Origin of the sequence: Blastococcus sp. HT6-30, assembly GCF_039729015.1 — a bacterium.
Lineage (GTDB): Bacteria > Actinomycetota > Actinomycetes > Mycobacteriales > Geodermatophilaceae > Blastococcus.
The window spans coordinates 3,329,954-3,348,338 of sequence record NZ_CP155792.1 but is presented as its reverse complement, the minus strand read 5'-3'; the positions used below and the strand labels follow the sequence as shown (position 1 = coordinate 3,348,338).

Genomic DNA, 18,385 nt, shown 5'->3' with positions numbered 1-18,385 from the left:
GCGTAGTGGCTGGGCGAGACGCCGGCGGTAGCCTTCCCGCGGGTGCAGGAACGGGAGACGTCTCAGGCGTGTCGCGGTTCCACGCCCGGCCGGGGCCTCTAGCTCAATTGGCAGAGCAGCGGACTTTTAATCCGCGGGTTGTGGGTTCGATCCCCACGGGGCCCACCGTGCTGACCAGCGCGTTCCTGCGCGGGGTGGCCCGCGGGATCGCCTACTGGTGCAGATGTGGTCGCAGTGTGGTCGCCGGACGCCGCGGCGGCGGGTGAACAATGCCTGCTCCAACGCACTGCTGACCAGCGGCGTCGTCTTCGACGCGGACACCCGCCAGCCCAGGATGCGGCGGGAGTAGACGTCGGTGACGAAGGAGACGTAGATGAACCCGGCCAGCGTCCACACGTAGGTGAAGTCCGCCACCCACCACTGGTCCGGTCGGGTCGGCGACGTCCATGCCCGATCGCAGAGGTCCGGGTGCCGCGGCGCGGTCTGGTCTCGCTGGGTGGTCACTGTCTGATGACGGCCGCGGCGGACGCCGTCGATGCCGGCGAGGGCCATCAGGCGGCCGACCTGGTCGCGGCCCCACGGATGCCCGGCACGGCGGGCGGTGTGCCACAACTTCCGCACTCCGTAGACCCGACGGTTCTTGCGGTGCAGGTTGACCAGCGTGTTCGCGGCGTAGGCGTCAGCCAGCTCTGCGGCCGAGACCGGGCAGGCGGCGCGCTTGTAATAGGCGCTCGGGGCGATCTTGACGCCGTGCTCGGTGAGCACCCGACAGATCGGCTCGACCCCGAAGCGCTCCTTTTGCGCGTCGATGTAGTCGACGACTACCTGAGTCGGCGATCGAGCTCCGCCGACGCGAAAAACGCCGAGGCGGTCTTGAGGATCTCGTTCGCCCGGCGCAGCTCGGCAATCTCCCGGCGCAACGCCTTGAGCTCGTCGGACGCCTCGGTGGTCACCCCGGGACGGACGCCTGTGTCGATCTCCTCGCGCTCCACCCAGTTGCGCAAGGTCGCGGGGTTGATGTCCAGCAGCGCGCCACCGCCTTGCGGGCGGTCAGCTTCGACTCGCCCAGATCACGGATGCGCTCGGTGTACATCCGCACGGCGCGGGCGCGGGTCTCTTCGTCGTACTTGCGGGGTGCTGGCACGGTCTCAGTTTCCTTGCGAGATCAGAGCCTCTGCCAGATCCAGGACGGTTCAGCTGGGCTGGTGCTCGTGGCGCGGACTACTCCGGGGTCCCGTCGCGGTGGCTGCTGCAGCTGCTGCGTCGTGCCCGTCGGAGCCGGTGTTCGCACTGGCCGCGTGAGGGCACGGAGGTTGGTGTCCGTGCCGGCAAGTCTGGGGCGGATGAAGTGCCGGGCGCGCACCCGGGAGACGGGGCGGAAGTTGCGGCGGTCGCCGGACGCGGGCCGGTGTGACCTCTGCCGGGAGACGGGCGAGCTCGAGTGGTTCGGCTTCTAGGCCGGGACAGTGCTGGTGACCGGCCGATGTCGTGCTGGCTGCCGGACGGCTCAGCCCGAGCCCCACCTGCTGGCCGTGAATAGGACCACTCGACTGTTGGATTCGTCCAGCGCCATGGGGGGCCTCGAATCCGCGGCGGTTCGCACAGAACGGCGCCTTCCTCCGGGTGCACGCGAGTCCTCCGGTGACGACCCCACCGACTCGTCTCCGGCTCGAGCCTCGGGATCGCCGGTCCGCTCTTCCCTTGGCAGTTCCCCGGTTGCGGGGACCGCGGCCTGGATGTCGGCCGCGGGAGCCTCGGCGTTGCTGGCCGACGGCGGGCTCGGGATGGAACCGTTGGGCTCGGATCCGGTGCACTCGGTGGGGGCCGGTGCGCCGGGGACCTGATCGTCGTCAGTTGCGGTCTCCGCATCGCTGTGCGCGTCCTCGGCCGCATTCGTCTCGGCTGGAGGTTGGTCGCCGGGAGCGATTCGCTCACGACGTCGGCACCGCCGAAGAGTGCCCCACAATGCCGCCAGAAACATCCCGGCCGAGACAACCAGCACCGGGGCGACGATGTCCCGACGGGAACTCGCAGAACTGCCCGACACGGCCAGGGATTGCCCATCGGCCGGGTCTGGGGCCCACATGCCGGTCAGCTCGGGTAGGGGCCGGAATCCGATCTGCGGCCAGGATATTCCCACCCCCGGTTCGGGCGGCGAGGGGAGCGCCACATCCCACCGCATCAGCTGTCGGAGTTCGGGCTCGGCGGCGGACGTGGCAAACCCCGGTCGGCTGGGGGGTTCATCGGGTGCCTGGTGCTGCCCTCGCGGGCCTTGCCGTGCGTCCAGCATGATCAGCGTGGTCAGCACTGCGGTCAGGACGGTGACGTGGGCAGCAGGCCGGATCCAAGGAAGCCACATGGCAGTGTGTCGCTGCCACCTGTCCGAGCAGTATTGGCGGAGCCGGCAGGCTCGGCCGGTGGAACGGGGCGCGGCAGGAGTCCACAGGGCCATGGGCAGCCGCCTCATCAGGGCACTGTTCCGGAAGACGTGGCAAGGCCACGCAGGCCGGTCGGGCGGCTGCCGGGGTGCCGTGTGGCGATCCATCCTTCGAGTGCCGCCGGGGACAGCGGCTCGCTGATGGCATAGCCCTGTGCCTGATCGCAGCCCAGCGCCGCCAGCCGGTCCAGGACGGCATCGCTCTCGGGGCCTTCGGCGACGACGGCGAGACCGAGGCGGTGGGCCAGGTTGATGACGGCTTGAGTGACCGCCTCGTCCTCGGGGCAGTCGAGGATGTGGCTGACCAAGGTCCGGTCGATCTTTAGGGTGGTGACCGGCAGCATCCGCAGGAAGGCCAGGCTGGTGTAGCCGGCGCCGAAGTCGTCGATGCTGACCTGGATGCCGCGGGCCTGCAGCTGGGTGAGGATGAAGGCCGCCCGTTTCGGGTTCGCCATGACCGCCGTCTCGGTGATCTCCAGTTCTAGCAGCGATGCCGGTAGCTCCGCGCCGAGGAGCGTGGCGAGCACGCGGGCCGGCAGGTCCGGCTGGAGTAGCTCACGCGGGCCGATGTTTACCGCCACCTTCAGCGGCATGCCTGCCCGGCGCCAGCTGGCGGCCTGGTGCACGGCCTGGCGCAGGACCCGCTGGGTCAGCGGCTTCATCAGCCCGCTGGCCTCCATCACCGGGAGGAACTCGCCGGGAGACAGCAGGCCGCGGGTGGGATGTTGCCAGCGCACCAACGCCTCGACGCCAGTCACGCGCCGGTCACACAGGGAGATCTTGGGCTGGTAGTGGAGGACGAACTCGTCCCTGTCCAGGGCGCGGCGCACTTCGGTGACCAGCGCCAACTCACCGACTGTGTGTTGGTCGGTGCTGGCTTCGTAGAGCACGACGCCGCTGTGCGCCCGTTTCGCTTGGTACATCGCGACGTCGGCGCGCTGCAGCAGTTCGGGAACCTGCCGGCCGTGATCGGGCGCTAGGGCTACGCCGATGCTGGCGTCGACGCTGAGATCGATGCCCTGCACGGTGAAGGCCGTCTCCTGCAGGTGGCGCAGGAGCTGCTCGGCGCGGGCCTGCGCGGTCACAACGCCGCGCAGGTCGGCGAGCAGGATGGCGAACTCGTCCCCGCCGAGCCGGACGACCAGGTCACCGCGGCGTACTGCGCGCTTCAGCGCGCCGGCGACCTGTGCCAGCAGTAGGTCGCCGGCGGCGTGCCCGAGGGTGTCATTGACCATCTTGAACCTGGCCAGGTCGATCAGCAGCAGGGCCACTGGTGCGAGCGGCATCGCCTCAGCGAGCACCGAGGGGGCTTCTTCGTGCAGCGCCCGACGATTGAGCAGGCCGGTCAGCGGATCATGTCGAGCGTGCCGTTCACGGCGCAGCAGCCGCTGCCGCCACCACACCAAGCCGGTGACTAGCAGCACAAATAGCAGCACGGTAGTGATCTGTTGGCGGCGGAGCCGGTCTTCCTCTGCTTGCATGGGTGCTTTGTGCGAGGTGACGATCTCCGCCAACACCGCCGTCGATGCAGCCGTGTCCGCCCCGACCTCGAGCGGCACGAACACGCGAAGCACAGGGCGCCCGTCCGCGAGGCGGGCGTGCTCGCTCCAGGACTCTCCGGCGGTGGCCCGGGCCAGGGCGGCCGCCGACACGAGCGCCTCCGACGAGGTGGCGGCCGGATCCTGATGCAGCAGCGTGCCGTCGGGCCCCCAGACGCTCACGCCCAGCACCTGACCGTCCCGGCGAAGCCCGGACATGGCAGCGCGGAGGCCCTCAATCTCCTCGGTCGTCAATCGGCCGGCGGTGAGCCCGTCCGCGTCCAGCTGCGGCTGCAGCACGCCGGCGGCGATAACCTCCGCCACGCTCACCTGCGCGGCATTTGCGCGCTCCGTTCCTCGAGCGTTGAGCGCCTCTAGCAGCCACACCAGGGCGGCGAGCGCCGCGCCGACCACCACGATCAGCAGAGACCGTGACATGGCTAGAGGCCGCAGGCGCCTCCTCGTGGTGACGATCACACGCCCCTATCGACCGCCGAGGGCTGCCGCTGGATTGTGCCTGGGGCCAAATACCCCCAACGGGGTGATATCCGATGCGGGAACGCGCTCCACAGCCGGGGTCGGATCCCTTTGACGGTGGGGGACAGGAGTGGTGGTCGCGCTGAGGGAGTCAGGCCATAGCCAGGTCGCAGAATCGGCGACCCGCTCGGATAATCGCGCGTCACTGCTGTGTCGCGCGTGACCGGTGGGACGGCAAGGGTCGCTAGTCCCGAGCATCCGGCGCGCCCAACACTGAGTGCTTGAATCGTTACCCAAAGTCATGCGGATAGGCGGCGCGTCGGTCGCGTGGTGCAGGCACAGGCCTCCGAGGATTGCGAGTTGTCGACGCTCGCCTTCTTACCCGAGGGCCTGTGCCTGCGCTGCCATCTTCTGTCATCGGCCCCGTCTGGCATCAGTTCGCCGCGCTGCTACCCGAGCGCGAGGTAGCCCATCCGTTGGGGTACCACTGGCCCCGGATCCCGGACCGGATCGTCTTCGACAAGCTGATTTGGGTGCTGGTGCTGGGAGCGGCCTACAACAAGATCGCCGACTCGGCCTGCTCGGCGGCCACGATCCGCACCCGCCGCGATGAGTGGATCGCCGCCGGTGTCTTCGAAGCCTTGTAGCAGTTGTGCCTACAGGCCTACGACCGCATCGTCGGGCTCGACCTGGAACACGTGACCGTCGACGGGTGCATCACCAAGGCACCGTGCGGCGCGAGGCCGCCGGGAAGTCCCCGGCCGATCGCGGCAAGCAAGGGGACGAACGCTCCGTGCTGACCGAGGCGACCGGATCCCGCTGGGGTGTGTGGCCGCCCCCGGCGAACCGGCCCGATTCTCCGCTGCTGCGCCCCACCCTTCAGAGGCTGGGCCGGTTCGACGAAGGCCTGGGGCTCGGCCTTCCAGAGGACATCACCGTCCACCTCGACGCCGGGTACGACAGCGCCAAGACTCGCGGGCTGCTCGATGAACTGCCGATGCGACGCGGTGATCAGCATCAAGGGATTCCGCTGCAGGCAGGAGCCCGCTGGGTGGTCGCTAGACGCTGGTCGCCCAGCCTCCACCGCTGTTCTCCACGCGGCGCTACATCCGGAACATGTGGTCGCAGTGTGGTCGCGCACTGCGCGTCGGGGCTGGGGAGGCTCCGACCGTCAGCGGCACTCAATGCGCCCCTGACCAGCAGAGACGGCATCACTCGTTACAACCTGGCACGCCCGGGCTGGGACTTTTAATCCGCGGGTTGTGGATTCGATCCCCACGGGGCCCACGCAAAACGGCCCCTGACCAGGCGTTTCACTCGTCGGGGGCCGTTCTGAGTGTGGGTTCGGGGCTGATCTCTCGTGAACCCCTCACTTCACCTCTCGGTAGGGGCTCGGGACTGCCTTGCCGCTGAACGCCCACCACGCACATGCACACACCGGGCGGGCCGGTGAAGCGCTACGGGCTGCCGGCAATCCGTTCGTCCCACTGGTCCCGCTGACCGCCTTCACCTCCTGCGAGGACCTCGTTGCTCTTCTCGGAGGAGGAGAGCCGGGGTAGGCCGTGCTGCCCTGACTTCCGACAGTGAGCCCCGCCGACTACGGATCGCCGGGGCTCAGTGCCTTGTACGTCCCTTTCTGAGGATGGCGAGGGATCAAGGCCTCGTCTCGGTGTGGGCACCGAGGCGAAGTCGTCTCGCTGTATCCAGCGGTTGCGGCGGGAAAGGCTGCTTAGCAGGTGACCGACGGCTCGGATCAGAGGACGACGGACGCCCTCTCGGTCACCGCCCGGCGGCCCATGTAGGAGGTCCATGGTCATGCTCGGCTTCGCGTGACCGATCTGGTTGGTCACCTGCCGTCCGGAGACGCCGTCCTCGTCCAGCCGGCTCGAGGGGGTCGTGCGGAAGGTGTGCCTCACTGCCCACTCGGACCCGACAGCACCCAGCACGCCGCAGGCACCGCCTGAGTGATCGGCGAGCCCTCGTTCCGGCCGACGGCACGCGTCCGGTCGCTGGACGCGGTGCCGGCCGAAGGGCCTGGGCCTCACCTGACCGTGCTCGTCCACATGGAGCGGTGCAGGAACGGCACCGGGGGGCGCGGTCGAATGCTACGTCGCCACGACCCGGGCGACGTAGCGGCTCGTGGTCCTGACGAGCTCCCCCGGGCTGAGGAGCGGAGCCCGCGGCGGTCAGTACCTGGCCTGCTCGCCGTAGGCCGGGCAGCGGGCGACCGCGTCGCCAGTGGCGGAGAGCACGTTCTGCGGCCGCCAGCAGGTCGGGGGAGTGGTCCAGTGACCACATCGACGCCCGCCCCTGGGGACGGGAGATGGCCAGACCGCAGTCACGCAAGCAGACGAGGTGCGCCGGCACCGTGGTCTGGGCGAGCTCTAGGCGGGCGGTCAGGTCGACGACCTTGTGCTCGCCCAGGGCCAGGTGGCGGACGATCGCCAGGCGCGCCGGGTCGGACAGGCTGTGGCCCCGGGTGGCACGCCACGACACGCGAGCGCGTCGGGATCCCGAGGGGACGACCGGGCGCCCGCGGCGGCATTCCACGCTCGGGAGCGGGCGTCTTGTCGACAGGTCGCCGCCTTCTGAGGAGGGTCGTCGCACGCCCGGGGTGCGCCGTGCAACGAATGGGACACGGGCGCCGTCCGGAGGTGTCCGGAGCAGCCGTCGGGCCCTGCCGCCGGACCTAGCCTTCGGGTCGTCCGCGGCGCTTCCCCAGTCGCGGAGCACGACAGCGAGGAGTCCCTGTGCACGTCACCGCCGTACCGCTCCACCAGCCGTCCACCTCCGCCCGCGAGGTGCCCGACGGCGAGGCCCTGGCCCTGTTGCTCGACCTGATGGTGGACGAGCCGGCCGCCGTCCCCGCGACCCCCGGCACGCCGGGGCCGAGGTGGGCCGCGCGGGTCCAGGAGTGGTCGCGCCGGGCGTCGGCCTGGGGCGAGGGCCCGCAGGGAGCGTGGCGTGCCTGGTGAGCTGATGGCCGTGCTGGCTCCGCTGGTGGGGTGCGGCGCGCTGATCGCCGTCGTCGTCGCCCTGGGCGCCAGCTCGACCGCCCGGTACGAGTTCGAGCGCAACGGCGTGCAGACGCCGCAGCGGGCGGTCACCGCCGCGCAGCCGCCCGCACGCACCGGCGCCGTCCGCGCCGTCGAGGGAGCGGGCCCCGAGCAGCCGGCGGCTGAGCGGACCGCGGTCGGCCTGGCGACCCACCCGGCCGGCCGGCACCTCGCCGACGGCCCGTCGGCCACCGGCTGGTGGCTGGTCGACGAGCCCGGGGGCGTCGCGGTGGCCGGGCCGTTCGCCGACCGGCTCGACGCGGACTGGGCGCTCTTCGCGGAGGAGCTGCCCGACACCGCGCAGGTCGTGCACGGCGCCCGGCGCGCCGACGGCGGCGTGGTCCGGCGGCAGTCGTCGCAGGAGCGGGAATGGCTGGCCGAGCTCGGCCGCCAGCTGGACCGCCTGCCCGAGGACTGGACCCCGTTCATGACCGACGACGAGGACGCGCTGACGACCGTCGCGGTGGACGTCACCGCGGCGCTGCTCGAAGCCGGCCTGCCGCTGCACGACTGCGAGGGGGGCGATCCGGCCGGCGGGGCCGCCGGCGGGGTCTGCGTCACGCCGCACCCCGCGGGCACGGGCGTGCTCGTGACCTGGCGCCAACACGACCGGATGAGCCTGCGACAGGTGCGCGGCGTGGCGATGGACGCGGCCGTGCAGCGGACGATGACCGCCGCCGTCGGGACCGTCCTGCAGCAGATGGGCTTCTCCGTCGAGGAGTTCGGCGACACCGGCTGCCACCTCGTGAGCAGCCCGGCCCGCTGAGGCGGACGACGTGCCCCCGTCCCAGGCCGGGTGCGGTGCCGGCGGGACCCCCCGGCACCGCGGGGTCACGGGTGGCGCGCGGCGTCGTCCAGCGCCAGTGGCACCACGAGGACCGGGCGGCGGCGCAGCCGCGCCGGCAGCCGGGGGCCGGCGGTCGGCAGGCCGACCGAGGTCGAGCGATCGGTTCTGGCGGGGACGGTGCTCACGGAACTCCTCTGCAGCGGTGTGCCCCCAGGATCGCGGCGGGGTCTGACATTCCGGTCCGGCGCAGCTGTGCGTTCCCCGGGAGGTCGGGCCTGCGGTCCTCACCCTCCGGGGAGTACGGGCTCGAACCCGACCGATGGAGCCGGGGCCGGCGGATCCTCGCCGCACGCCCCGGTGGCCGCACGCGCTGAACCGCACCGACGAGGTCACGCTGCCGGAGGCGGCCGGGTGTGCCACCATCCGCCCGGTGGACCAGGACAGCGGACGAAGTGAGCAGGGCAACGGACTGAAGCACCGGGTCTTCTACGGATCGGTCGCCGGCGTCCTCGCCGTCGCGCTGTGGGCGATGGCCAGCCCGACCTCGGCCGCCGGGACGATCGGCTCGCTGGTGGGCTGGACGTCCGAGTGGTTCGGCTGGTTCTACATCGCCTTCGCGACGGCCGTGCTTGTCTTCGTGCTGGCCATCGCCTTCTCCCGGTACGGGCGGGTGAAACTCGGCCCCGAGCACTCCGCTCCGCAGTTCAGCACCTTCGCCTGGGCGTCGATGCTCTTCGCCGCCGGGATCGGTACCGATCTGATGTTCTTCGCCGTCGCCGAGCCGGTGACCCAGTACCTGGCACCGCCGGTCGGTGCGGGCGAGACGGTCGACGCGGCCCGCGAGGCCACGGTCTGGACGCTGTTCCACTACGGCGTCAACGGCTGGGGCATGTACGCGCTGATGGGGATGGCGCTGGCCTACTTCGCCTACCGGATGAACATGCCGCTGGCCATCCGCTCCGTGCTCTACCCGATCTTCGGCCGGCGGGTGCACGGAGGCATGGGCGACGCCGTGGACATCGCCGCAGTGCTGGGCACGATCTTCGGCGTCGCCACGTCGCTGGGCATCGGCGTCGTCCAGCTGAACTACGGGCTGTCCGTGCTCTTCGGCATCCCCGAGGGCCGGGCCGCGCAGATCGGGCTGATCGCGCTCGCCGTGGCGGTGGCGACGGTCTCCGCGGTGAGCGGGGTGGACCGCGGGATCAAGCGGCTGTCCCAGCTGAACGTGGTCCTCGCCCTCGGGCTGGCCGCCTTCGTCCTCGTCACCGGCAACACCGCGTTCCTGCTCAACGGGCTGGTGCTCAACGTCGGCGACTTCGTGAGCAGCTTCCCCGGCCGGACGATGGACACCTTCGCCTACGACCGGCCGGACGAGTGGCTGAACGGGTGGACGCTGTTCTTCTGGGCGTGGTGGATCGCCTGGGCTTCGTTCGTCGGCCTCTTCCTCGCCCGCATCTCGCGCGGACGGACGATCCGCCAGTTCGTCGCCGGCACCTTGCTGCTCCCGTTCAGCTACATCCTCATGTGGGTGTCGATCTTCGGGAACAGCGCGATCGACCTCATCCGGCAGGGGAACGGTGCGTTCGGGCAGACGGCGATGAACACCCCGGAGCGGGGCTTCTACACGCTGCTGGCGGAGTACCCGGCCTTTCCGTTCATCGCCTCGATCGCGACGTTCGTCGGGCTGCTGTTCTACGTGACCTCCGCCGACTCCGGCGCCCTGGTGATGGCGAACCTGTCCTCACGGCTGAAGCGCCCGCAGGACGACGCGGCCGCCGGGGTTCGCATCGTCTGGGCGGTCGCCACCGGGGTCCTCACCGCGGCGATGCTCGTGGTCGGCGGTGTCCCGGCGCTCCAGAACGCGACGATCATCATGGGGCTGCCGTTCGGATTCGTGATGCTGCTGGTCATGGTCGGGCTCTACCGGGCGCTGCGGAACGAGGCGGACCGGGCCACCCTCCGGCACGGGGTCGGCCCCTCCCGCCGCCCCGCCGCCCGGCGCCGGGACCGCCTGCGCCGGCGCCGGCCGGTCCCCAGCGGCCGGGAGCGGGCCGCGCAGTACCTCTCCGAGACCGCCCGGCCGGCGCTGGACGAGGTGGCGGCCGAGTTGCGGGCGCGCGACCTGGCGTCGGAGACGCGCTGGGTCGTGGACGACTCCGGGAACCGCTCCGTGGAGCTGACGGCAGAGGTGGACGGCGGCGCCCCGTTCCGCTACCTGATCCAGACCGGCCAGCAGGCCCGGCGCCCGGCCGATGCGGCGGACTCCCGGCTCGACGTGCGGCTGGAGCCCGGGGACGGCGCGCACGTCGCCGGCTACGACGTCATGAACTACACCCACGCCCAGCTGATCGACGACGTCCTGCAGAAGTACGCGGAGCACCTGGCGAGCCGGACCCACGCCGGCTGAACCACGCCGGTCAGCCGTCGAGGAACCGCTCGATCACCGGGGCCAGCTCGTCGGCCTCGGTGACCAGCGAGATGTGCCCCCCGCGGTAGACGTGCAGCTGGGCGTTCGGGAGCAGGCGCGCCATGACCCGCGCGTTGACCATCGGGATGATCGGGTCGTCGTCGCCGGCGACGATCAGGGTGGGCTGCCGGATGAGCCGCAGGAACGGCAGGCTGCTCCAGCCGGCGCTGGCCGCCAGCTGGTAGTAGTAGCCGCGCCGGGGCCCCACCCGGGTGTGCGTGTGCAGGGCGGCCGCGGCGCGCCCGGGGTCGGTGCGCATGGTGCCGCCGTAGATCAGGCCGGCGACCTCGCGCGCGTACTCCGGGTCGCGGTGCCGCCGCGGGGTGAGCATCCGTGCCAGCACCCGCGGGTGTGCGGGCACCATCAGGGTCCCGGTGCCCGTCGCGACGAGCACCAGCCGCCGGCAGCGCCGCCGGTGCTGGAGGGCGAAGTGCTGGGCCAGGGCGCCGCCCCACGACAGCCCCAGGACGTCGACCTGCCCGGTGTGTCCGAGCCGGTCGAGCAGCCCGGCCACCACCGGCGTCAGCGTCGGGAGCACGTACGGAAGGACGGGCCGCGGTGACCCGCCCACCCCGGGCACGTCGAACCGGATGACGGTGCGCCGGGGATCGAGCGCGTCGACGAGCGGCTGCAGCACCTCCAGGCTCGCGCCGATGCCGTTCATCAGCAGCAGCGGCGGCACCTCGTCGTCGGTACCGGGCCGGACGGCGACCCGCAGCGTCCGCCCGCCGACGGTCAGGGTGCGGACGACGCCGGGTTCACTTGTCGAAGACATAGGTCCCCGGGGCCTCGGCCAGCACCTCCAGGCCGTTCCCGCCCAGCTCGCGGGGCGCCGGGACGTCCTCGCCGGAGCGCTCGCCCAGCCAGCTCATGAAGTCCGGCCACCAGGAGCCCTTGACCGTCTCGGCCTGCGCCAGCCACCGATCGGGGTCCGGCGGCGTGGACTTCGCCACCTGGAAGGTGGACTTCGGGTTCCCGGGCGGGTTCACCAGCGAGGCGATGTGGCCGTTGGTGGACAGGACGAACCGGCTCTGGCCACCGAGCAGCTGGGTGCTCCGGTAGCAGGACTGCCAGGGGCAGATGTGGTCGGCGATCCCTGCGGTGATGTAGGAGTCGACCGTCACCTTCGACAGGTCGACCGGCGTGCCGAGCATCGTCGCCTTCCCCGGCTCGGTCAGCGTGTTGCCGACCGCGACGTCGATGAAGTCCCGGTGCAGCGCCGCGGCCATCCTGGTGGTGTCCGCGTTCCAGTACAGGATGTCGAAGTTCGGCGGCGGCTTGCCCTGCAGGTAGTTGTTGACCCAGTAGTTCCACACCAGGTCGTTGGGTCGCAGCCAGGCGAACACCTCGGCCAGCTGGGCGCCGTCCAGGTAGCCCTTCTTGCGTGACTTCTCCGTGGCGGCCCGCACGGCATCCTCGTCCATGAGCGCCGAGATGGTGCCGGCACGTGACCAGTCGAGCACCGTGACTGCGTAGCTGGCGGCGGCCACGCGGTCCTGCCGGCCGGTCGCGGCGAGATGGGCCAGGACCATGGCGGTGATGATGCCGCCGGAGCAGATCGACTGGACGGCGACCTGCTCGCTCCCGGTCACCTGCTCCATGGCGTCCATCGCGTCGAGGACGGCCTGCCCGTAGGTGTCCAGGTCCCAGTCGGCGTGCCGCTGGTCGGGGTTGCGCCAGGACATCATGAAGACCTGCTGGCCTGCGGACACGTAGTGCTCGACGATGCTGCGTCCCGGTGCCATGTCGGCGACGTAGTACTTGTTGATCGTCGGGGGGACCATCAGCAGCGGCAGGCTCCGGACGGTCTCCGTCGTCGGCCGGTACTGGATGAGCTCGAACACCTCGGTCCGGAAGACGACCGCGCCGGGAGTGGACGCCAGGTCCTCGCCGACGGTGAAGGCGTCGGGCTCGACCATGGTCGGTACCCGGGGCGGGCTGGCGAGGTCGCGGATCAATCGCCGCAGGCCCTTGATGGCGCTGGCCCCGCCGGTGTCGATGACCGCCTTGAGCGACACCGGGTTGAGCCCGGGGACGTTGCTGGGGGCCAGCGCGTCGACCAGGTTGGTCGCGGTGAACCGGATGCGCTCGTCGTCCTGCCAGTCGAGATCGGCGTCCTCGATCAGCTCCCAGGCCAGCCGCGCCGTCGCCAGGTGCGCCTGCATGCTCCGCTTGAGCAGCGGATTGCCGCGCCACGCCGGGTCGGCGAAGCGCTTGTCCTTCTTCCCCGGCTCCAGCTCGGAGCGGCCGACCACGACCTTGCCCAGCTCGCGGACCAGTTCTCCGCCGCGTCGGGCCAGCACGTCGGGTCTCCGGACCAGCGCCGACCCGAACCGCAGCGCGGTGCCGGCCGGCGGCACCATCCGCCGCAGCGGCCCACGGGCGGCGTCGACCAGAAGCATGTCCAGCCCCATCGCCGCCTCGGCCGCCTCCTCGGGCGTGCCCGCAGCAGGGGCAGCATCGGGGCGCCCGGGCGGTGGGGTCGACGCGGATCGTGCCGGTTCGGTCGCGGGCTGGGCCATCGATGGTCTCCTTCGACGCTGCCCCGCGGAGACGACGATGCGGTCCCCCGAGGCGCGGTTGTGACCTGTCCCACTGAACCACAGCGCGGCGTGCCCGGCAGGGCGGTCCCAGGACGTGGACGGGGCGTCGCCGGCCGTGACCTGGTCTTCGACGGGCCGCGGGGCGCACCACGGCCGAGGCGGCCCACGCGTGGTGGGGCCGCCAGTAGCGCCGTCGTCAGACGATGGCGCTGGCGCCGGTGACGCCCCGCCCGACGATCAGGGTGTTGACCTCACGGGTGCCCTCGTAGGAGTAGATGGCCTCGGCGTCGGCCACGTACCGGCCCACGTGGTTCTCCAGCAGGATCCCGTTCCCGCCCATCAGCTCGCGGGCCCAGCCGACGGTCTCGCGCATCCGCATGGTGCAGAACGCCTTGGCCAGCGAGGCCTGCTCGTCGGTCATCGTCCCGACCTCCTGCAGGTGGGAGAGCCGGGCGCACATCGCCGCCGAGGACGTGATGTTGCCGAGCATCCGCACCAGCAGGTCCTGGACCAACTGGAACTCCACGATGGGCTGCCCGAACTGCTTCCGCTCCATGGCGTAGCGCAGGGCGTGCTCGTACGCGCCGCGGGAGCAGCCCACGGCGGACCAGGCGACCCCGGCCCGGGTCATCCGCAGCACGTTCGCCGTCTCCCGGAAGCTGTGCGCCTCCTGCAGCCGGTTCTCCTCGGGCACCCGCACGCCGTCGAGGGTGATGTGCGCGTTCTGCACCACGCGGAGCGCGATCTTGTCCTCGAGGTTCACCGTGGTGAAGCCCGGCGTCCCCTGCTCGACGACGAAGCCCAGCACCCGCTCGGTGTCGACGTCCCGGGCCCAGATGATGATCAGGTCGGCGAAGCTGGCGTTGCCGATCCACTTCTTCTCGCCGTCGAGCACCCAGGAGTCGCCGTCCCGCCGGCACGTCGTCTGCAGGCCGCGGGCGACGTCGGAGCCGTGGTCGGGCTCGGTCAGCCCGAACGCGCCGATCAGCTCCATGCGGGCCATGGCGGGCAGCCAGCGCTCCTTCTGCTCCTCGGAGCCGCAGAGGTAGATCGACCCCATGGCCAGGCCGCCGTGGACTCCCATGAACGTGGAGATCGAGGGGTCGCCCTTGGACAGCTCCATGGAGATCATCCCGTCGAACAACGGCGAGCGACCCCGGCAGCCGTACCCCTGGATCGAGGTGCCGGCGATGCCCAGCTCGGCCATGGCCGGGATGAGCTGGCGCGGGAACTCGGCCCGCGTCCAGTACTCGTTGATGATCGGCTCGACCTGCTCGTCCATGAACCTTCGCACGCGGTGCAGCAGCGCCCGGTCGTCCTCGTCGAGGAGGGCCTCGAGGTCGTAGAAGTCCGACGTGATCGTCGACCGGTCGCTCATGTGCTGCCTCCAGGCGCTGCGGACGGTGGTCCGCACCTACCCGGACGCCCCGGGCGCAACCAGGCATGCGGGAACGGGCGCCCGGGCAGACACGGAGCGAACTCGAGACCCGGAGGTGTCCCTGTGCCCCGATCCATCGCCGACCAGACCGTCGAGGAGCTGGGCGGCCGAGGCAGCGTGCTCGTCCGCCAGCGCCGCGACCACATGCAGCTCGACCGGATGCTGCACGAGCTCGACGGTGCCACCGGCGCCGACCAGGAGGAGGTGCTCCAGCGCATCGACCGGCTGGTGTTCAGCCATGCCTTCGCCGAGGAGACGGTGCTGTGGCCGGTCATCCGCCGGGTCCTGCCCGACGGCGACGCCCTCACCCTGCGGATCGAGCAGGAGCACCAGGAGGTCAACGAGCTGGTCAGCGCGCTCGAGCGGGACGGCCTGGACCACCCGGAGCGTCCCGCCCGGCTCGCTCGCCTCGTGGAGGTGCTGCGCGAGGACGTCCGGGACGAGGAGGACGTGCTCTTCCCCCGCCTGCAGGAGCAGCTCACCCCCGAGGAGCTGCGGGCGCTGGGCCGCCGCTGGGCGCTCATGGCGCGGATCTCCCCCACCAGGCCACACCCCACCGTCTCCCGCCGCCCGCCAGGCAACGCGCTGTCGGGGCTGCCGCTGTCGCTGATCGACCGCACGCGCGACGCCGTCGACGCGGGGGTGCGCCGGGCGCCGGACCGGTTCGTGCCGGCCGGGCGCGCGGTGAGCAAGGGGCTGGCCGCCGTCGCCGGCGTGGTGGAGCGGGTGCCCCTGTCCCGCCGCGGGGACCGGTCGCCGACCAGCCGCTGAGCGCGGCACCCCCTCGTGCGGGGCACGGGGCCCGAGCGGACGTCCCGGAGCCCCCGTTCTCCGCACGAGGGCCCGGTCGGTGACCGCCCACCGCCCCCGCAAACCCGCCTCCGCAAACGCCGAAGTCCCCCTCCCGCAGCGGGAGGGGGACTTCGGCGTCCGTGCGCCGGCGCCTACGTCGTCTGCTTGTCGTCGGGCTCGTCGCGGGCGTCCAGCTGGATCTCCTTCGCCGCCCTCGGCACGCCCTCCTTCAGCTCCTTGGTGCGCTCCACCTCGGCGTCGAGCTCGATGCCGAACAGCAGCGACAGGTTGATCAGCCAGAACCAGATCAGGAAGATCACCACGCCGGCGAGCGCACCGTACGTGGCGTTGTAGCTGCCGAAGTTGGCCACGTAGAAGGCGAACGCGGCCGACGCCACGACCGCCACCAGGATGGCGACGCCCGCGCCGGGGCTCACGAACTTGAAGCCGCGCAGCTTGGCGTTCGGGGTCGTGTAGTAGAGCACCGCGATCATCAGCGCCAGCAGGACCAGGATGATCGGCCACTTGACCCAGGACCAGACGGTCAGGACGGTGCTGCCCAGGCCGATGGCCTGCCCGATCGCGTCGACCACCGGACCGCTGAGCACCAGCATCGCCACGATGAGAGCGGCGAACAGGATGCCGATCAAGGTGATCAGCAGCTGCAACGGCTTGAGCTTCCAGATCTTGCGGCCTTCGCGCGTCTCGTAGACGACGTTGGCCGCGCGGGTGAACGCGCCGACGTAGCCGGAGGCCGTCCACAGCGCACCGGCGAGACCGAGGACCAGGGCGAAGCCGGCCGCGCTGTTGCTCCCCGCGATCTGCTGGATCACCGGGTTCAGGGTCTCCGCCGCGGACTGGGGGACCACCGCGGTGAGCGCGTCGGTGAGCTGCTGCGGAGTGGTGAAGATGCCGACGATGGCCGCCAGCGCGGTCAGCGCGGGGAACAGCGCCAGGACGCCGTAGTAGGTCAGCGCGGCCGCCCAGTCGGTCAGGTCGTCCTCGCTGAACTCCTTCAGCGCGCGCTTGATCGTGCCGCCCGTCGTGGGCTTCGGGTCCGCGCCGGTGGGCGCGTAGTCCGACCGCGTGCCGCTGACGTTGTCGTCCTGCGGGGCAGGATCGTGCTCGGCGCGGTTGCCGGCGGAGCTCGTCCCAGCCGTCGTGCGGCCGGACGAGCCGGTGGATCGGGCCATGAAGAGTCCTCCGGTGGGCGGGAGCGGTCGCCTCCCTCGATGCCCCGGACGATCGCGTTCCATGCCGGACTCGCCGGTAATGGTTCGGCCGGCAGTACTCCGGCACCCGCTGACGGCGTCAGCGGGTGCCGGAGACCGGTGACCACTCGCCGGCCCCGGCGGTGGCCTGCTCCACGTCGGTCAGCGGGTCGCGGCGGTGCCCGGCGCCGCTGCGCCGGTCGGCGCGCAGGCCGAGGAGCGCCACCACGACGACCACCGCGGAGGCACCCAGGCCGATCAGCGCGACCAAGGTGAACGCGATCGCGCGGGGCAGCCCGGTGGCGGGGTCGAGGCTGCCGGCGATCAGCGTGACGGCGAGCGTGCTGCCCAGCGCCTGGCCCGTGGACCGGGCGATCGAGTTGACCGCGTTCGCGACGCCCGTCTCCTCCTCCTCGACGGCGTCGACCACCAGCGCGGGGAGGGCGGCGTAGGCGACGGTGACCGAGAGCTGGGTGAGCACGCCGGCGACGATCACCCACGCCGGCTCCGCACGCAGGCCGACCAGGACACCGAACCCGGCGACCCCGGACAGCGCCCCCGCGGCGAGCGTCGGCAGCGCGCCGAAGCGGGTGACCACCCGGCCGGCGAAGGGCGCGACGAGGATCCCGAGCACCCCACCGGGGAGCAGGTACACCACCGCCGCCTCGAGCACACCCGCGCCGAACCCGTAGCCGGTCACCTCTGGCGGCGACTGCACGTACTGGAGGACGGCGAGGAACGAGGCGAACAGCGCGACGCCGGTCATGAGGCCGGCCAGGTTGGGCACGATCGTGCGCCGGTCGGCGAGCATCGCCGGCCGCACCAGGGGGTGAGGAGTGCGGCGCTGCAGCACGACCCAGCCGGCCAGCACGGCGACCGCACCGGCGAGGCAGCCGAGCGTGGCCGGGGACGCCCACCCCCAGGTGTGGCCCTGGGAGACGGGCAGGAGCAGCAGCACCAGGCCGGCGCCGAGAACGATCGCCCCCCACCAGTCGACACGACCGGTGCCGGCCACCGGGCGGGCGGGCAGCAGCCACGCCGTGAGCGCCAGGGAGAGCAACGCGACGCCGAGGCCGATCCAGAAGGGGTGCCGGTAGTCGCCGCCGTCGCCGGTGAGCAGGCCGGTGGCGACCAGACCGGCGACGCCGCCGACGGCCAGGGTGCTGCTGACCACCGACATCGCCACGCTGAGCCGTCCCTCCGGGAGCTCCCGCCGGAGGACGCTGATCGAGAGCGGGAAGAGCCCGTAGGAGGCGCCCTGCAGCACCCGTGCGGTGAGCAGTACCGGCAGCGACGTCGTGACGATGGCCAGGACGGTGCCGAGCGAGACGACGGCCAGGATGCCGAGGATGACCGGCCGCTCACCCTTGAGGTCGCCGAGCCGGCCCAGGACCGGGGTGAGGACGGCCGCGGCGAGCAGGTTCGCCGTCAGCACCCAGCCGGCGGCGCCGGCGGAGATCCCGAGCTGGTCCTCGATCCGGCCGAGCGACGGGACGACGAGGCTCTGCAGGAGCGAGAGCGTGGTGACACCCAGTGAGAGGGCCAGGACGAGCACCGCCGGGCGGGTCCCCGAGCCCGCGGGGGCCGCCGCGGCGGTGGGCTCGGACACGCCCTGATGCAACCACGGCCACCAGCACGC

12 protein-coding genes, 1 tRNA gene, 2 pseudogenes and 1 other annotated feature are annotated in these 18,385 nt (G+C 71.7%); of the genes and pseudogenes, 6 read left to right on the top strand and 9 right to left on the bottom strand.

Features of this window, described 5'->3' with window-relative positions; genetic code table 11:
• Positions 1–92: 92 nt before the first annotated feature.
• A tRNA-Lys gene (locus ABC795_RS16185) sits at positions 93–165 on the top strand.
• 87 nt (positions 166–252) lie between these two features.
• Here ABC795_RS16185 and ABC795_RS16180 read toward each other — a convergent pair.
• Both ABC795_RS16180 and ABC795_RS16175 read right to left on the bottom strand, forming a co-directional pair.
• Positions 253–1,144: pseudogene (locus ABC795_RS16180) on the bottom strand (IS3 family transposase); the annotation flags it as partial.
• Positions 733–864: a sequence feature (AL1L pseudoknot), on the bottom strand. (Overlaps the previous pseudogene by 132 nt.)
• Positions 1,145–2,466: 1,322 nt before the next feature.
• Positions 2,467–4,413 (bottom strand): bifunctional diguanylate cyclase/phosphodiesterase, encoded by a 1,947-nt coding sequence (locus tag ABC795_RS16175; RefSeq protein WP_347058196.1) that lies wholly within the window; start codon positions 4,411–4,413, stop codon positions 2,467–2,469.
• A gap of 431 nt (positions 4,414–4,844) precedes the next feature.
• Between ABC795_RS16175 and ABC795_RS16170 the strand changes: the two are divergent.
• Positions 4,845–5,515, top strand: a pseudogene (locus tag ABC795_RS16170) (transposase); the annotation flags it as partial.
• 716 nt (positions 5,516–6,231) lie between these two features.
• Here ABC795_RS16170 and ABC795_RS16165 read toward each other — a convergent pair.
• Complete coding sequence (locus ABC795_RS16165) at positions 6,232–6,948, bottom strand: metalloregulator ArsR/SmtB family transcription factor (RefSeq protein WP_347058195.1); 717 nt, start codon at positions 6,946–6,948, stop codon at positions 6,232–6,234.
• A 254-nt stretch (positions 6,949–7,202) separates the two neighbouring features.
• Between ABC795_RS16165 and ABC795_RS16160 the strand changes: the two genes are divergently transcribed.
• Both ABC795_RS16160 and ABC795_RS16155 read left to right on the top strand, forming a co-directional pair.
• A complete protein-coding gene (locus tag ABC795_RS16160) occupies positions 7,203–7,427 on the top strand; it encodes a hypothetical protein (protein WP_347058194.1) in 225 nt (74 codons plus the stop codon).
• Complete coding sequence (locus ABC795_RS16155; RefSeq protein ID WP_347058193.1) at positions 7,417–8,274, top strand: hypothetical protein; 858 nt, start codon at positions 7,417–7,419, stop codon at positions 8,272–8,274. The genes ABC795_RS16160 and ABC795_RS16155 overlap by 11 nt, the downstream gene beginning before the upstream one ends.
• Before the next feature lie 65 nt (positions 8,275–8,339).
• Here ABC795_RS16155 and ABC795_RS16150 read toward each other — a convergent pair whose 3' ends face one another.
• Positions 8,340–8,480 carry a hypothetical protein gene (locus tag ABC795_RS16150; RefSeq protein ID WP_347058192.1) on the bottom strand — a complete coding sequence of 47 codons (141 nt, stop codon included), beginning with the start codon at positions 8,478–8,480 and terminating at the stop codon, positions 8,340–8,342.
• Between the two features lie 245 nt (positions 8,481–8,725).
• On the opposite strand from ABC795_RS16150, the gene betT reads away from it, so the two are divergent.
• The gene (betT, locus tag ABC795_RS16145; protein ID WP_347058191.1) at positions 8,726–10,702 is read left to right on the top strand and encodes a choline BCCT transporter BetT; all 1,977 of its coding nucleotides are present in this window, start codon (positions 8,726–8,728) and stop codon (positions 10,700–10,702) included.
• 10 nt (positions 10,703–10,712) lie between these two features.
• On the opposite strand, the gene phaZ is transcribed toward betT, so the two are convergent.
• The 3 genes from phaZ to ABC795_RS16130 form a co-directional block, all read right to left on the bottom strand.
• Positions 10,713–11,537: a poly(3-hydroxyalkanoate) depolymerase gene (phaZ, locus tag ABC795_RS16140; protein WP_347058189.1), complete on the bottom strand. Its 825-nt coding sequence runs from the start codon at positions 11,535–11,537 to the stop codon at positions 10,713–10,715.
• On the bottom strand, positions 11,521–13,284 hold the full coding sequence (locus ABC795_RS16135) for an alpha/beta fold hydrolase (protein ID WP_347058188.1): 1,764 nt from the start codon (positions 13,282–13,284) through the stop codon (positions 11,521–11,523). Before ABC795_RS16135 ends, phaZ begins: the two co-directional genes overlap by 17 nt.
• Positions 13,285–13,501: 217 nt before the next feature.
• Positions 13,502–14,683, bottom strand: coding sequence for an acyl-CoA dehydrogenase family protein (locus tag ABC795_RS16130; protein WP_347058187.1), 1,182 nt, complete (start codon positions 14,681–14,683; stop codon positions 13,502–13,504).
• A 123-nt stretch (positions 14,684–14,806) separates the two neighbouring features.
• Here ABC795_RS16130 and ABC795_RS16125 point away from each other — a divergent pair, with 123 nt between their 5' ends.
• Complete coding sequence (locus ABC795_RS16125) at positions 14,807–15,514, top strand: hemerythrin domain-containing protein (protein WP_347058186.1); 708 nt, start codon at positions 14,807–14,809, stop codon at positions 15,512–15,514.
• Positions 15,515–15,687: 173 nt separating this feature from the next.
• On the opposite strand, the gene ABC795_RS16120 is transcribed toward ABC795_RS16125, so the two are convergent.
• Entirely contained in the window at positions 15,688–16,728 is a 1,041-nt protein-coding gene (locus ABC795_RS16120; protein ID WP_347058185.1) for a YihY/virulence factor BrkB family protein, read from the bottom strand.
• 118 nt (positions 16,729–16,846) lie between these two features.
• Positions 16,847–18,355, bottom strand: a complete 1,509-nt coding sequence (locus tag ABC795_RS16115; RefSeq protein ID WP_347058184.1) for an MFS transporter — start codon at positions 18,353–18,355, stop codon at positions 16,847–16,849.
• Positions 18,356–18,385: the final 30 nt, after the last annotated feature.